Here is a 16131-nt window from a genome sequence, read left to right as displayed (position 1 = left end):
ACTGCGGCTTATTCAAATAATAAAAAGTGAAAAACAATAACTACAACTTGATCACTCCTGCTTCTGCTCCGTTTCTTATTTCCTCTGTTACAGTTGTTACCAATGTATCGTTTACTGAAAGCGGGCCAAATACTTCTGTTCGTCCATTGCTGACACGACCAACAGTTACCGGTACCCAGATCGTTTTCTTATCAACCACTTTAATGACAAACACGCCAAGTGTTGAGTTCAACACTGCAGACGATGGCACTACAAATGTTGATTCATTTCCATTCAGCGGAATGATCACTTCTGCAACCATACCCGGCAGCAGTTTTTTATTCTTGTTCTGCACATCCATTTCAATACGCTCTGAACGTAAACGGTTATCCAATGCGCCCGACTGTCGTGCAATCTTCGCCGTGAATGTATCGGTGAGCGAACGCACTGTAAACTTCACTTCGTGTTTGTTGTTAAGATAAGTTGCCTGTGCTTCAGGAATGCTTACCACCAAGCGGAGTTTTGTTTGTTCCTGCAACGTGAACACCGGCATTTCAGAACCACGGCCCGAAGGACCCACATACGCACCGCTGCTTACATTCCTTGCAGTAATAACACCGCTGAACGGTGCACGCAACTGCAGGTAATTTCTTGTTTCAGCAATTTCGCTGTACTGTGCTTTTGCTGCATCCATCAATGCTTTATCGGATTGTTGTTTGGCATAAGCCAGTTCCAGATCCTGTGGTGAAATAGTACCGGGTGTTTTACTTGTTTCAAACAGGCGATTGTATGTTGCTTTACTGGCAACATAAACTGCTTCCTGCATTTTTACTCTTGAAGCTGCTGCTGATAATTGTGAATTCATTTCCGGCGCTTCGAGTGTAGCCAGTAATTGTCCTGCTGATACTTCGCTGCCCACATCAACCATCAACTTCTTTACAAAGCTGTTCACTTTTGCATACAGATCTACTTGTTGAAAAGCGATCAACTCACCGGGTATACGCACTGTTGTATTCATGGAATCTTTCTGCAATGTAAATACTGTTATTGCAGGCTGACTAATTGCCGCTTCTGTTTTCTTTGTTTCTTTTTCCTGTTTGTCTTTACATGCAGCCAACACCAATAAGGCGGTTGCTGCAATGGATAATGTTCTTATGATCATACTTGGTTTCATTCTCTTAGTAGTTTAGTTGTGCTGATGTTTTGTTGAATGTGCGTAGTGAACACTCTCTTCATCTTCCGGATCAAGTGATACACTTTTGGTGGTTGCTTTTTGCTGACCCCATGCAAATGCAAGCGGCAGAATAAACAATGCTGCAAATGTTGATGCGATTAAACCGCCAACAACCGCACGGCCAAGTGGTGATGACTGATCGCCTGCTTCGCCCATGCCAATGGCCATCGGTATCATACCCACCACCATCGCTATCGCCGTCATCACAATTGGGCGTAAACGAAGCGATGCTGCTTCTTTTGCTGCCAACATTGCATTTCCGTTATGCTTGCGCAATTCTTCTGCATTGGTAATAAGTAATACCGCATTGGAAATGGATACACCCACCGACATGATAATACCCATATACGATTGCAGGTTGAGTGTAGAACCAAACATCATGAGCAACAACAACGATCCGAGTATTACAGCAGGCACTGTTGCCAACACCACCGCTGAAACTTTAAACGATTGGAAGTTGGCTGCCAACATCAAAAAGATCACAATGATTGCAACCACCAAACCACTTTGCAAACTATCAAGTGTATCGGTCAATGTATTGCTCATACCAATAAGATCAACATTCAATCCTCTTGGCAACTCACCCAATGCTGCTTTTGCTTTGTTTACATCTTTAATGGCCAATGCAAGATCTTCTTTGTTGATGTTTGCTGTTACAGTCAACATCGGCATGGCGCCGAGGTTATCTGTTTCGCCATACGTATAACCGGGAGTAAATGTTGCCACATCGCCCAACACAGGTCTTGGTGAATTGCGCAGCAACGGAATTTCAGCCAGCTCATATTCACTGTTCATTTTATTTTCCGGTATCTGCACCTGCACACCATAACTGTAGCCCGCTGCTTCATCAACCCAGATATTTTTTTCGGTGTAACGTGATGAAGAAGTGGAAGCGATCAGCGAACGGGACACATCACTCACATCAACACCCAACTGGGCAGCACGTGTACGATCAATGTTAATGTTGATAGCAGGATAACGTGTTGATTGACCAACCTGCACATCACGCAGGTAGGGAATTTTTTTCATCTCCGCCACCATCTTGTTTGCATATTCTTCGTTGAGTTTTTTATTACGACCGGAGAAACGTACTTCAACAGGTGTTGGTGAACCCTGGCTTAAAATTTTATCGGTGAGTTCAATGGGTTCAAACGAAAGTTTCATTGTTGGATCCAACACTGTTGCTTTTGCACGAAGCGAATCTTTCAGTTCATCAAGGTTTACATGATAATCTTCTTTCAATGCTACCTGCACAACTGCTTCATGCGGACCGGCCATCCATAAATAAATCGGACTGATAGAAAACAACTGCGGATGATTACCAACATAGGCCGATGTGATGGATACATTTTCTTTACCTACCAGTTTATTGATGGCATCCAGCATCTTCACAGTTTGCAGTTCGGTGTTTTCAATACGTGTACCATCGGGCATACGCAAACGTACCTGGAATTGTTTGCCGTTTGCTTTCGGTAACACATCACGACCAATACTGCTGATCATCCATGCAGCCACTGCACATACAATCAATAAATAACCTGTTACAATTATTTTACGATAAGGCATCATGCGTTCGATAAAGCTGAGGTAACGCTTCCGCATCTTATCGAACATACTTTCTTTATGATCGATGTTCTTTCCTTCGGCCAATGCAGCTTTCAATTTCCATGAATCCTGTTCGGTATCGCTGATGCCTGCTGCTTCCATTTCTTCCGCATCCGTCATATCTCTGCCCGATGGATGTTTGTGATGTTTTACTTTCATTAACCAGTTTGCAAGCACCGGTACAAATGTCTGCGCCAGGAAATAGGAAGCCACCATACTAAAACCAATCGCTAATGCAAGTGGTAAGAACAATGAGCCGGGAATACCACCCATCGTAAATGCGGGTGCAAACACAGCAAGGATACAAAACAGGATGAGCAATTTCGGAAAAGCGATTTCTTTACATGCATCCCAGATAGCAAGTGCTTTTGGTTTACCCATATCCAGATGCTGATGTATATTTTCAATGGTGACCGTACTCTCATCTACCAATATCCCGATAGCAAGTGCAAGACCACTCAAGGTCATAATGTTGATGGTTTGACCAAACAAACTCAGGAACAAAACAGAACTGATGATAGAGATAGGTATGGTAAGAATAACGATCAATGCGCCACGCACATCACCCAAAAACAAAAACACCATTAAGCCGGTGAGGATGGCGCCAATAATTCCTTCACTCATTAAACTTTTTACCGAGTTGATCACATACGTTGATTGATCGAACTCGTACGTAACTATTACATCTTCCGGCAACTGCGATTGAATGCGTGGAATAGCTTTCTTTAAATTCTGCACCACTTCCCATGTAGAAGCATCTGCGCCCTTCGCTATACTCAGGTAAACAGAACGTCGTCCATTCACCAATGCATAACCCGAAGTAATATCTGCACCATCTTCAATCGTTGCTACATCACGCAGGTAAAGATTCTGTACACCGCCTTTAAACAACGGAATATTTTCAAAATCTTTTATGGTTTTAACTGTAGTGTTTGTTGGTGTGATGTAATTCTTATCGCCTATACGCACATTGCCTGATGGTGTCGTCTGGTTATTGAACCGCAATGCTTCCACCAATTGATCAGGTGTCATGTTATGTTGACGTAACAACGATGGATCAGCTTTGATCACAACAGAACGTACGTTACCACCAAAAGGTGGCGATGCAACAAGACCGGGAATAGAAGTGAACGACGAACGCACATACACATTCGCCAGATCAAGCAACTCATTGTTGCTTCGTTTATCGCTGCTTAATACTAATTGTCCAACCGGTAATGTTGATGCATCGAAGCGTATCAGGAACGGCGGATTCGATCCCGTTGGAAACACGGCCTGTATACGATTGGCAAATGCACTTACTTCTGCTGCTGCCTGTGCCATGTTGGTGCCGGGATAAAAACTCAGCTTCATCAACGTAAGACCCTGTATGTTTTTTGTTTCAATACTCTTCAGTCCGTTTACAAACAAAAAGATGTTGATGTATTGCTTGGCAAAAAATGTTTCCATTTGTGCGGGTGTATAACCGCCAAAGGGATGTGATAAATAAATAACCGGTAAGTCGAGCTTGGGAAAGATGTCGACCTTTACATTGTTCACAGCTTTTATTCCAAAGAACAAAAGACCCGCAACAAGTACCAGTATGGTGATTGGTTTTCGTAATGCAAATCTGATCAGTTTCATGCGTTCTTTTCTCTAATGTTTGGTGATTGTCTACTTTATTATAATTGCGCTTCAAACAAACTGTAATCGCCTGTTGCTGCTGCTTTCAGCAATAATGCCTGCCAGAGATTGTTGTAAGCAATATCTCTGTCTGTTTCTGCACGTATCAATGCATACGCTGCCTGTGCCACATCAACCATATTGGTTAATCCGTTTCTGTACAACACTGATTTTTGTAAATAAGCATCGGCTGCTGCTTTTACTTGAATAGGTGCTTCACGATAAACAATTAATGCATTGCTGATCTTTGTTTCAGCTAATTGCGATTGCTGTTCTATTTGTTGCGTTGCAAGATTGTATTCTTCCTGCAACCCTTTACCGATAAGTTGTTGTGCATGCAGTTGTTTTGTTAAGCGATAAGGTTGTGTAAGATTCCAGGTAACACCCACGCCAATTAAATAGTTATGACGAACAGGTTTTACACCGGTGAAATAATTATGGGTGAACAATGTCTGATCGGTTACATAACCACTTTCGAAACCGGAACCTCTTGCCTGCCACACCCCCACCAATGTAAATGCAGGGTAGAATGATTTTTTTGTCAGCTTCAGTTGTGCTTCGTTCTGCAGCAACCTGCTTTTATAAAACTGCAACAACGGATGTGCTGCAGTATCAACAATGCTTTGCACAAGCGTTGGCACTCGTGTAAGCAACGATGTATCTACCACAAAATCTTTAACGGTGCCGCCGAGCAGTTGCAGCAAAATGTTTTTCTGTTGTTGCTCTGCATCAACAGCTCTTGTCAATAAAATTTTTGCATTGGAATAATCGGCGTTGGCAAGCGATGAATCAACACCGGCTACCAAACCATTCTTTGTGCGTGTGATAACGATCCTGCGAAGTGTATCTGCACGGTCAAGATTTTTTTGATAGGAATATGAAAGCTGGTGAGCAGCCAATAAATTAAGATAAGCTGCTGCCACTTTTATTTTGTGTTGAAATATTTCCTGCTCATAATCTTTTACATCTCTTGCAGTATTGGCCTGTGCTACTTTTATTTTTTGATCAGCACGACCAAATGCATAAAAGTCCCAGTTGATATTGGTGAGATACAATGCGCCGAATGCAGCGTTCCAGCTTTGATGTGCCAATGGCAAACCTGATGATGCAGCACTAAGACCAAAACCATAAAGCGGTCCGTTTTGTCCGTTGATAGTACCATACACCTGTTGTGCTGCAACATTAAGATTGGGCAGATAGTCACGCTTTGCCTGTTCAATTAATTCGGCAGAAGCTTTGGCGTAATGGTTCTTTGCTTTGATTGTGCCGTATTGTTTAACGGCTGTGTCAACTGCACCCTTCAGCGTTAGTAGTTCCTGTGCCTGTGTAATGCAGCTGGTAAGAATGCCGATGATCAACAGCATTCGTTGTTTCTTTTTATACATCCTGTAAATTTTAAAGCGGGTCAAAATAGATGGCAGGCAACACAAAAAAAGAACTGCATTTTGAAGCAAATTTGAAGGCTCACTCAACAAATGTTTGCTTTATGCAAATGCAGTGCACTGTTTGTATAACAACAAACAGTTACATGCGTGATAAACGGTAAAATGAAATTATGAACGTTGTAAAACGGTTTCTTCTACTTGTTCTTTTACAGCTGTTACAACTTCTGAACGATTTACATTTTTATCGAAGAAGATCATGAGATGATGCCAACCACCATCATATTCATAGCGTGCAGTAAAGTTGCTGGCCATGCAGATCTGTTTTACAATAGCAAGACCAAGTCCTGTACTGTCGGCCGATTGATTACTTTTCTTAAAGCGTTGAAACAATTCATCCGTTGGTAATTCAGGAGGCAAACCGGTATTGCTGATGCGGAGTTGCTGTTGTGTGAGTGTAACTACAATAGCACCGCCTTCAATATTATGCCGTATAGCATTGCTCAATAAATTGCCGACAAGAATTTCGGCCAATGCCGGATGCATGTGCGTATGAATATTTTTATCGAGCTGTTGCTGAATAGTTATCTGCTTTAATGATAACCTGTCTTCGTATAACGCCAGTTGATCTTTTACAATTCTGCAGAACTTAATATCGCTTGGTACAAACTCATGATTCTCCAGCTTGGTGAGCAAGGTTAGTGAACGGTTGATGCGTGAAAGTTTTTCAATGGCATTCTGCATATCGGCCATGAGTGCCGCCTGTGTTTCATCAATATTTGTTCCGGTTAATAGTTCCAGTTTGCTTTGCACAACAGCCAAAGGTGTTTGTAACTCATGCGATGCATTTTCGCTGAACTCTTTAATGGTTGCATATTCTGCAATGGCTTTATCCGTCATGTCTTTTACAAACAGGTTCAGCTCTTTAAATTCTTTCGTTGTAGTTGGCGCAAGTTCCAGTTGTTTCCGTTCGGTGATGTTGAATGAACGTAATGCTTCCAATGTTTTCCTGAATGGTGAAAGCATGTAACGAGATATCAATGATGCCGCAATAACAATACACAAAATGATCGGCAGCAGTTTCATTGCAAGACTTTGCAAAATGCTGCTCCATATTAATGTAATGTAGTTGTGTGAAGAGATCTTGTACACATCACTCCCCGATTGATAAAAAGAGTTGACGGTTATTTTATGTTCATCTCTGCCGATATGTTTGTTGAAGACAGTGTTTTCTTCTACGGTAGTCTTGGATGATGGAATTGGTCCAGCCCATTTCGTGATTGTCAGTGCTTCTCCTTCAAGATGCACCGATGACAATCCACCGGTTTTAATTTGCTCAGCAATGCCGTTGTTTCTATCGGTAAGGCGTTCAATCTCTGCCTGTTTATTTTCCAGTTCAAGATTGTGACGTGCAATCAGCATTGTTACTACCATGATGATGGCAACAATCGCAATATACCAGATCGTAATTTTTGTGAGCAGCTTCATAACATTTGTTTAAAGGCTATGCCTGTTTCAATGAATTGAATTTATAACCGACACCATACACCGTTTCAATATAATCGTTGCCTTTGGCGGCACTTATTTTTTTACGCAGATTTTTTACGTGCTGGTAAACAAAATCAAAATTGGCAAGATCATCGGCCTGGTCGCCCCAAAGATGTGTGGCAATTGCCTGTCGAGATAAAACTCTGTCTTTGTTAATAATGAAATACAAGAGCAGATCGTATTCTTTTCTTGTCACATCGAGCAAGGCATCATTCACCATTACTTCCATCCGGTTTGTATCAAGCGAAATATCGTTGAACACAACGGCATTACTTCCATCCAGTTTTTTACGGCGATAGATGGCTTTTAATCTTGCATGTAATTCTGAAAGATGAAAGGGCTTGGTAATGTAATCATCAGCGCCATCTTCCAGCCCGGCCACTTTATCGTCCAACGCATCTTTTGCAGAAATAATGAGTACGCCGCTGTTGATCTTATCCTGTTTGATCGAACGAAGCAGATCAATGCCGTTGCCATCGGGCAGCATCAGGTCGAGTAAGATACAGTCGTAACTGAAAGCAATGAGCTTGTCTTCGGCATCATAAACAGTATGCGCCTTTTCAATGAGATAACCCTCACCACGCAGATAATCGCTGATACTTTCGGCCAGCTCCTTATTATCTTCTACCAGCAACACTTTCATAACTACAAATTTTGCCTGCCTTTTTGAAGACTTTTTGAAGTTAAATCCTTGACAGGGAAACCAACTGTAAAATTAACCAATTGCCTGGCAGCTGCAACCTGCTTACCAACGCCAACGGTTCACAGCAATATTCTCCAGCACTTCCGGTTTTTGTTTTCCGTCGAACGAAATAGCAAGAACAGCATCGGCTTCAAGAATATGATTGTGCTGTACAAACTCTGCCCAGTTGAATGATACAGGCAACATCGCAAAACGCAGTTTGTGATGATTGAGTTTATGTTGCTCGATGAGTTGTTGTTTAATAGAGGCATCAAGCTCAGGCAATAACAGCGACACCGGTTTTATTTTATGTTGCAAATAATAATCGATGCTGATGAGTTGCTGCAATACCGCATCTTCAGGATATGCTTGTTTAGCATACGCAAACAAATGCGTGTACACATCTTTCAGATCGTGTTTGTGCAGATCGCAATGCGTTTCAAAGTAATTGCCTAAGCCTTGCAGAAAATCGAACACACTGTAATAAGCCGTTACATATTTGAGTGTGTTGATAGCACGTGGTTTGTTCCAGTAAATTTCCAATGCTTCCTCTGCTAATGTAACCTGGCGCAATTCTTCTTTGCTGAGATAATTGCTTTCAATGATCTGGTAAGGTGCAACCGGATCATACACATAACCATGTGCTGCTGCAGTTTTACGTACAGGAGTTCCTTTTAAAAATTTTAAGAAGCCTAACTGCAATTCAGGAGCAAACAGTTTAAACACTTCTTCGAAACTGTATTTAATATCTTCGAAATAATCCAACGGTAAACCAACGATGAGGTCGAGATGCAGATCAACCACATCCTGCACCTGTTTGATGATGCCTTTTGTTTTTTCGAAATTTTGTTTGCGGCTTACTTCAAGGTTTGCTTTTTGATTCACCGTTTGAATACCAATTTCAAACCGGAACAAACCTTTCGGTACTTTCTCGTTGAGAAACTTGATAATATCAGGATGCAGAATATCAGCTGTAATTTCAAACTGGAATACATTACCCGGCTTATGATTGTCGAGAATGAACTGAAAAACATCCAGTGTAAAATCACGCTTCATGTTAAACGTACGGTCGAGGAATTTGATCACACGGCCATGCGTCATTAAATAAAGCAGGTTGCTTTTAATATCAGCCATGGGCAGATAACGCACATTGTTATCGAGACTCGCTAAACAAAAACCACATTTGTACGGGCAACCACGACTTGTTTCAATGTAACAAACCTTGTTGTACAGATCTTCAACTGGATCATTGATGTAAGGATTCACGCCAATAAAATTGCTTACATCATAAGTCACACCTTTTTCTTCGTAGCGAACTTCACCATCCACTTTATAAACAAGATTGGGAACAGCTTCCACATTTGGATAATGCGTTAAAAATTCATGGAATGGAATTTCACCTTCGCCGATAATGATATAATCAATGCAATCCTCTGCAATGATCTCCTCCCATTCGTAACTCACTTCCGGTCCGCCCAATAAAATTTTACAGTTGGGATTAATGGCCTTGATCGCTTTTGCCACTTTCAGCGTTTGGGTGATATTCCAGATATAACAACTAAAGGCCACCACCTCATCATCAGCACATTCTTGCGCAATATCCTCCGGCTTTTGCCTGATCGTAAATTCTTTCCACGCCAAGCCATCGTGATGTTTGTTCAGCTCATACAAAATGCGGATCGCAAGATTGAGATGAATGTATTTGGCATTAAGGGTGGTGAGTAATAAACGCATCCGGCAAAAATAGTTCATCTGGGTGGGTCGTCAATAGGTATGGCATACCTATTGCCAACTGTAACTACTTGTCGGTATGCCATAGGTATGGCATACCTAATAAATCCTATCATAATATCAGCGGGTGAGCCACCCCAAATGCAGAGGCGGGTGACTCACCAAAAAAATCTCCCCAAAAACTTGCGTAAGTAAATACTTACACATACTTTCGTGTAAGTAAACGCTTACATATATGGCATACGAAGCAAGACGGGATGTGTTCCAGGCCATTGCCGATCCTACACGGAGAGAGATCATTGGACTGGTGGTGAAAGAACCGCAGAACCTCAATGCGCTGGCTGGAAATTTTAATATGAGCCGGCCGGCAATTTCGCAGCATGTGAAAATATTAACGGAGTGTGGCCTTATCATCATCAAACAAAAAGGCCGGGAACGTTATTGCGAAGCAAAGCTGGATCAGCTCAACGAAGTATCAGCATGGATCGAACAATACAAACAATTCTGGGAACAGAAACTGGATGCACTTGAAAGCTACCTCACAAAAATTCAGCAGCAACAAAAACCAACAAAGAATGCCCGCAGAAAAAAATAAAGAAGGACGATTTATCCGCTTAACAAAAACACTCAATGCCCCTGTTGAAAAAGTTTGGGAAGCATGGAGCAACCCGGAGCACATCAAACATTGGTGGGGACCGGATGGTTTTACCAATACAATTAACAAAATGGATTTGCAGCCCGGTGGCGAATGGTTATTGGTGATGCATGGCCCTGATGGTACGGATTATGATAACAAAAGTGTATTTACTGAAGTTGTTGAAAACAAAAAGATCGCTTACGAACATATAAGTGGTCATTTCTTTATTGCCAGCATAGATTTTGAAGCGAATGATGATACAACTGTGATGCATTGGGAAATGCTGTTTGAAACAAAGGAAGAATATCACCAGTTTGTTGTGGAATACAAAGTAGGTGAAAGTCTGCAACAGAATATTGAACGCCTGGCGAACTACATTGAACAAACATTCTGATAATAAAAACGAAAAACATGTCTGCAATAAAAAGCACAGCCGATAGAGAACTTCGTTTAACACGATTGCTGAATGCACCTGTTGAACTGGTGTGGGAAGTGTTTACAAATCCCGAACACATCAAACATTGGTGGGGACCAAACGGCTTCACCAATACCATTACAAAAATGGAGATAGAACCGGGTGGTGAATGGGAACTCGTAATGCATGGCCCTGATGGTACCGATTACAAAAACAAAAGCGTGTTTAAAGAAGTGGTGAAGCATAAGAAATTTGTGTACGAACATGTAAGCGGACCAAAATTTTTAACCACGATTGAATTTGAAGAAAAAGGCAATCAAACACAGATCAACTGGCATATGCTATTTGAAAGCAGGGAACAGTTTATACAGGTGGTGAAAACATTTAAAGCCGATGAAGGATTGAAACAAAATATTGAAAAGCTGGAAGTATACCTTCATCAACAGTTGCAATTAAACAATCAACAATAACCATTAAACACATCATCATGCAAACAGCAAACGATATTATTCTCGAAAAAATTTACAAAGCACCTATTCCTTTGGTTTGGAAAGCGATCACAGAAGAAGAACACATGCGCAACTGGTATTTCGATTTTCAGAACAGTTTTCAATTAACCGTTGGCACACACTTCGAATGGTATGGCGGTGATCCTAAAGGGAAACAATGGCTGCATCGTGGCGAAATGCTGGAGATCGTTCCCAATAAAAAATTAGTGCACAGCTGGACTTATCCCGGTTACAGTGGCAAAGCCATTGCCTATTGGGAACTGAGTGAAGTGGATGCCGCTACCACCAAACTCAACTTCCGTTTTGAATTTGCCGAACCATTCGATGCAAACGAACCAGAGTTGGTACGTGGCAACTTTGTAATGGGTTGGAACGAACTAATCTTAAACAGTCTTGAACAATATCTCAACAAACAATAAAACTTCATCATCATGTCAACAGTTAAAGAACAATTTTCGATTACAAGAACATTCAACGCACCAAAGCAATTGGTATTTGATGCATTTACAAATGCTGAAGCACTGGCACAATGGTGGGGACCGGCAAATATGGGCGTTGATGTATTAAAGCTTGACTTTCGTCCACAAGGAATTTTTCATTACAGTATGAAGATGGCTGATGTTGTACGCTATGGCATCTTCCATTATGTAGCCATTGAAGAGCCAAACAAAATTCAATGGATCAATTCCTTTGCCAACGAAGCGGGTGAAATTATACAGGCGCCATTTCCGGGTTTGGTGTTTCCGAAAGAAGTAATGAACATTCTTACACTCACAGAAGAGAATGCTGTTACTACTTTGCATTTAACTGGCTATCCCATCAATGCAAGTGAAGAAGAAGAGAATACGTACTATTCAATGTTTGCAAGTATGAATGCTGGTTTTGCCGGTACGCTTAATCAGCTGGAAGAATATTTGAAAACTGCATCATAATAGCGTGCATGGCAGCTATTATTACTGATAGCTGTCATGCATTTTGATGAATCACCAGCCTGCTTCTTTCCAATGCTTCTTTGAAACCTGTTGTTACATTTGACTTACCAATGGCAAACAACAATCTCGCAACTCTCAGTTCTTTCAAAACCTGGTTGCTGTGCACTTCCGACAAAATCAATTTCGTTCCTCTTCGCTTTGATTCTTTATACACTTCTTCAATAGTTTTAATACCGGTTGCATCAATAATGGGTACGTGTCGCATACGTATAATCAGAACCCTGGGTGTTTTTTCTATCAGCTTCATTGCATCTTTAAATTTATATGCTGCTCCAAAAAATAACGGGCCGGAGATTTCAAACACATCAACGCCATCCGGAACATGATAATTACTGATTGCTTCTTTATCCTGCTCATCAGCATTCTCTCCCGTTTCTCCCGAAAGCAAACGCACATCGCTGAACTGGATCATTTTCCGCATGAATAAAAAAGCCGCCAGTATCATTCCTATTTCAATCGCAACTGTGAGATCAATAAATACGGTTAAGAAAAATGTAGTTAATAAAACAGCCATATCGCTTTTCGGCCCTTTTAATACAGAACGGAAGTTTTCCCATTCGCTCATATTATAAGCAATCATTACCAATATACCTGCCAGGGTTGCCATCGGTATCAAGGCAGCCCATTTTCCAACAAACAGCATAATCAATAACAGTGTAACTGCATGTACCATTCCTGCCACAGGCGTACGTCCGCCATTCTTCACATTGGTAGCAGTGCGTGCAATAGCACCTGTTGCCGGTATTCCGCCAAACAGCGATGAAAAAATATTAGCGATGCCCTGTGCTGTCAATTCCACGTTCGATTTATGATTACCGCCTGTCATACCATCTGCTACAACTGCAGACAATAACGATTCAATTGCACCAAGTAAAGCGATAGTAAAGGCAGGTTGTACCAAGCTTCTGATGGTTTCAAAATCTATATGTGGAAATGATATTGTTGGGATGGATGAAGGGATACTGCCAAACCTGCTGCCGATGGTTTCAACAGGCAGTTGAAAAATTGAAACAGCTCCAGTAGTAACTAAAATTGCAATCAGCGTTCCGGGTATTTTGTGTGTCACTTTCCCCCATAGTAATACAATGAGCACAGTAACAACAGCAACAGCAGTGGCATGTAAATTTATGCTGTTGAAGTGCGCAATATAGGCGCCCCATTTATCGGTAAACTCGGCAGGCACAGTCCCCATCTTCAACCCAAAAAAATCTTTCATTTGCGATGAAAAAATAATAATGGCTATACCACTGGTAAATCCAACAATTAGCGGGTGAGGAATAAACCTGATCACAGAACCAAGTCTTGCCAACCCCATGATGATCAATAAAACACCTGCCATGAAAGTGGCAATGATCAATCCATTTACTCCATGTGTTTGTACAATACCATACACGATTACAATAAATGCGCCTGTTGGTCCGCCAATCTGCACACGGCTGCCTCCCAAAGCTGATATAAGAAACCCGGCAACAACAGCCGTATACAATCCTTTTTCCGGAGAAACGCCACTTGCAATAGCAAAAGCAATGGCGAGTGGCAGTGCCACAATACCTACAATAAGCCCCGCCATTAAATCTTTACTAAACTGTTGACGGTTGTAATTTTTAAGGGTATCAAAAAGTTTGGGACGAAACATGATTACAAAGTGACGTTTAGTGGTTGCTGGCGTTTTTGCAATCGATTAACCATAAAGCGATCATTTTTTCATCGTCATCATAAGCAAGGTTAAACAACTAAAAAGAGGATGCTGTTGGGTGCAGCATCCTTGGGCTGTTGTCAGGTTCCTGCTGTGACGGTTAAATTCTTTTCAGAACAATAACAAAATAGTTTCAGCGGCTTATCAATGATCAACAATACAATTCAAATGCATCAAGCATAAGTTAACACGCTGGTTTATTCTTTGATCCAGAATTTTAAAAGTTCATTTGCTGCGCTACCTACCAAATGATAATCAGATGGTATTTCCTCTTCAAGACTATGAAAGGTTGCCAGCCGGGTGCCCGGTGGCTTTTGCTGCAGCTTTCTGTACAAAAAACGATTGTAGTAGTTATACAACTCAACCGAGTAATCAATACTGTCATCTATTTTATCGGTACCGGCCAGGTTTTCATAAAACGGATTGTAAGAGTAAAAATGATCATAGTGATCAAAATCCAGCTGTGTGAAATTGCCTTCAATAAAATGCACGTTCTCCAGTTCAAGTTCTGTTTTCGCCTGCTCAGCATAATGAAGCAGCCATTTGCGTTGTTCCACACCATAATAAAACGAACCGGGTTTGTGCTTTGCAGCAGCCAGGCAAAATTTTCCTACGCCGCAGCCAATATCAAGAATAGAGCCGCCGGGTTCGGCTGCAAGAAAATCAGCCGCTTTTCTTGCTATAGGCAATGCTGTCCAATGTTTAAATGCCATTGCTTTTATATAGTAGGGATAGAGGTCGTTGAACTCTTTATCGGAACGAAACCATTTGTCGCTGTATTTATTTTGCTCAAGAAAGTGCATATCCTGTAATAAGAATGTTTAACTCTTAGCGTACTTACTTTTGGTATTCAAGCTGTATTCTTTTGGCAGCAGCAATCCATTGCGCTCATATGGTTGAAACGGAATAATCAAGGCTACCCAGCCAATACTCTCCGGTTCGCTAAGCAATAATTCGTATTTGCCTTCTAGAAAATGATCATTGATCTGTATGATCTTTCCATCCACCGGCATATGTGCTTCAATCTGATACTCTTTATAGTGGATAGATGCAATTATCTCCCCTTTCATTTTTATACCTGCTGCATCATAAAACTTTATTTCTTCTACAGACTTGAAACCTGTTAATTTAAATCTGCAGATACCGGTATAAGCAACGGAACCCTGAAAATCGATCCATTCATGATCTTGTGTGAAGTACAGGTTTTTCTTGAATCGGTTATTCACTTGCATCAGGCAAAGCTACACGCAGGTAATTTCCAATGCGGTTAACCTTATCACCGGTTAATGTGATAAAAATCAATTTATATTCAAGTAAATTTGATTATTCTACAATGAGCATACGCAGCCTTTTCCCTTTTGAAAAATGGGATTTTAAAAGTGAATCCATTATGGCAGGTCTTCCGGAGGAAGATTATGCGCTTCTTACGATGCATCAAACAGAGCATTTGTATGGAAAAGGTGAAATCATATTCAGGGAAGGTGGTTTTCCAACCGGCATCTTCTTCATTAAAGAAGGGAAAGTAAAAAAATATAAAGCCGATAAAGACGGCCGTGAGCAAATCATTTATGTAGCTAACACCGGCGAGTTGATCGGCTACCATGCTATACTTGCCCAGGATCACTACCCCGATTCTGCTGCTGCATTAGAAAACAGCATTATCATTTTTATTCCGAAAGAAGACTTTATGGAAGCAATGAAGCTGTCGGAGGTATTAAGTAAACGATTGTTGAAAACACTCAGTCATGAGTTTTCTGTACTGGCTAACAGCCTTTCTTTATTCACTCAAAAATCCGTAAAGGAACGATTGGCCATACAGCTCATCATCCTTAGAGAAAAATATAAGGTTGATTTTAAACCTGGCATGCATGTGGAGATAAATATGAGCAGGAAAGATCTTGCCAACCTTGTTGGCACTGCAAGAGAAAATGTTGTACGTCTGCTGACTGAATTAAAGCAGGCAGGTATTTTAGAAACAACCGGCAGTAAGATCACCATCCTTGAAGTGGAGAAGCTGTTGTTGATTGCTAACAGTTGAAAGAACAGATGCCCGCAACTC

General features: G+C 41.2%; 15 protein-coding genes. 6 read left to right on the top strand and 9 right to left on the bottom strand.

What is annotated here, in order from left to right; translation table 11 throughout:
- Positions 1-40: 40 nt before the first annotated feature.
- The 6 genes from ESA94_RS08945 to ESA94_RS08920 form a co-directional block, all read right to left on the bottom strand.
- Complete coding sequence (locus ESA94_RS08945) at positions 41-1153, bottom strand: efflux RND transporter periplasmic adaptor subunit (RefSeq protein ID WP_129130544.1); 1113 nt, start codon at positions 1151-1153, stop codon at positions 41-43.
- Between the two features lie 12 nt (positions 1154-1165).
- Entirely contained in the window at positions 1166-4441 is a 3276-nt protein-coding gene (locus tag ESA94_RS08940) for an efflux RND transporter permease subunit (protein WP_129130543.1), read from the bottom strand.
- 38 nt (positions 4442-4479) lie between these two features.
- On the bottom strand, positions 4480-5865 hold the full coding sequence (locus tag ESA94_RS08935; protein WP_129130542.1) for a TolC family protein: 1386 nt from the start codon (positions 5863-5865) through the stop codon (positions 4480-4482).
- Positions 5866-6033: 168 nt separating this feature from the next.
- Positions 6034-7350 carry a sensor histidine kinase gene (locus ESA94_RS08930; protein WP_129130541.1) on the bottom strand — a complete coding sequence of 439 codons (1317 nt, stop codon included), beginning with the start codon at positions 7348-7350 and terminating at the stop codon, positions 6034-6036.
- Positions 7351-7366: 16 nt separating this feature from the next.
- Positions 7367-8053 (bottom strand): response regulator transcription factor, encoded by a 687-nt coding sequence (locus ESA94_RS08925; RefSeq protein ID WP_129130540.1) that lies wholly within the window; start codon positions 8051-8053, stop codon positions 7367-7369.
- Positions 8054-8155: 102 nt separating this feature from the next.
- Positions 8156-9844: a B12-binding domain-containing radical SAM protein gene (locus ESA94_RS08920; protein ID WP_205755942.1), complete on the bottom strand. Its 1689-nt coding sequence runs from the start codon at positions 9842-9844 to the stop codon at positions 8156-8158.
- Positions 9845-10058: 214 nt separating this feature from the next.
- Here ESA94_RS08920 and ESA94_RS08915 point away from each other — a divergent pair, with 214 nt between their 5' ends.
- From ESA94_RS08915 to ESA94_RS08895, 5 genes are read left to right on the top strand one after another with little or no spacing between them, the layout of a single operon-like run.
- Positions 10059-10418, top strand: a complete 360-nt coding sequence (locus ESA94_RS08915) for an ArsR/SmtB family transcription factor (protein ID WP_129130539.1) — start codon at positions 10059-10061, stop codon at positions 10416-10418.
- Positions 10399-10854: an SRPBCC family protein gene (locus ESA94_RS08910; RefSeq protein WP_129130538.1), complete on the top strand. Its 456-nt coding sequence runs from the start codon at positions 10399-10401 to the stop codon at positions 10852-10854. Before ESA94_RS08915 ends, ESA94_RS08910 begins: the two co-directional genes overlap by 20 nt.
- Before the next feature lie 17 nt (positions 10855-10871).
- Complete coding sequence (locus tag ESA94_RS08905) at positions 10872-11345, top strand: SRPBCC family protein (protein WP_129130537.1); 474 nt, start codon at positions 10872-10874, stop codon at positions 11343-11345.
- 17 nt (positions 11346-11362) lie between these two features.
- Positions 11363-11803: an SRPBCC family protein gene (locus ESA94_RS08900; RefSeq protein WP_129130536.1), complete on the top strand. Its 441-nt coding sequence runs from the start codon at positions 11363-11365 to the stop codon at positions 11801-11803.
- Between the two features lie 12 nt (positions 11804-11815).
- Positions 11816-12316: an SRPBCC family protein gene (locus ESA94_RS08895; RefSeq protein WP_129130535.1), complete on the top strand. Its 501-nt coding sequence runs from the start codon at positions 11816-11818 to the stop codon at positions 12314-12316.
- A gap of 34 nt (positions 12317-12350) precedes the next feature.
- Here ESA94_RS08895 and ESA94_RS08890 read toward each other — a convergent pair whose 3' ends face one another.
- From ESA94_RS08890 to ESA94_RS08880, 3 genes are all read right to left on the bottom strand, one after another.
- Positions 12351-14012 carry a SulP family inorganic anion transporter gene (locus tag ESA94_RS08890; RefSeq protein ID WP_129130534.1) on the bottom strand — a complete coding sequence of 554 codons (1662 nt, stop codon included), beginning with the start codon at positions 14010-14012 and terminating at the stop codon, positions 12351-12353.
- Positions 14013-14269: 257 nt separating this feature from the next.
- Positions 14270-14875 carry a class I SAM-dependent methyltransferase gene (locus tag ESA94_RS08885; RefSeq protein ID WP_129130533.1) on the bottom strand — a complete coding sequence of 202 codons (606 nt, stop codon included), beginning with the start codon at positions 14873-14875 and terminating at the stop codon, positions 14270-14272.
- An 18-nt stretch (positions 14876-14893) separates the two neighbouring features.
- Entirely contained in the window at positions 14894-15304 is a 411-nt protein-coding gene (locus tag ESA94_RS08880) for a hypothetical protein (protein WP_129130532.1), read from the bottom strand.
- Between the two features lie 101 nt (positions 15305-15405).
- On the opposite strand from ESA94_RS08880, the gene ESA94_RS08875 reads away from it, so the two are divergent.
- Positions 15406-16110: a Crp/Fnr family transcriptional regulator gene (locus ESA94_RS08875; protein WP_129130531.1), complete on the top strand. Its 705-nt coding sequence runs from the start codon at positions 15406-15408 to the stop codon at positions 16108-16110.
- The last annotated feature ends 21 nt before the right edge of the window (positions 16111-16131 follow it).

It is taken from the genome of Lacibacter luteus, from assembly GCF_004118265.1.
Taxonomy (GTDB): Bacteria; Bacteroidota; Bacteroidia; order Chitinophagales; family Chitinophagaceae; genus Lacibacter; species Lacibacter luteus.
Note: the sequence above shows the minus strand (reverse complement) of the source record. Positions and strands in the feature narration are given on the sequence as shown.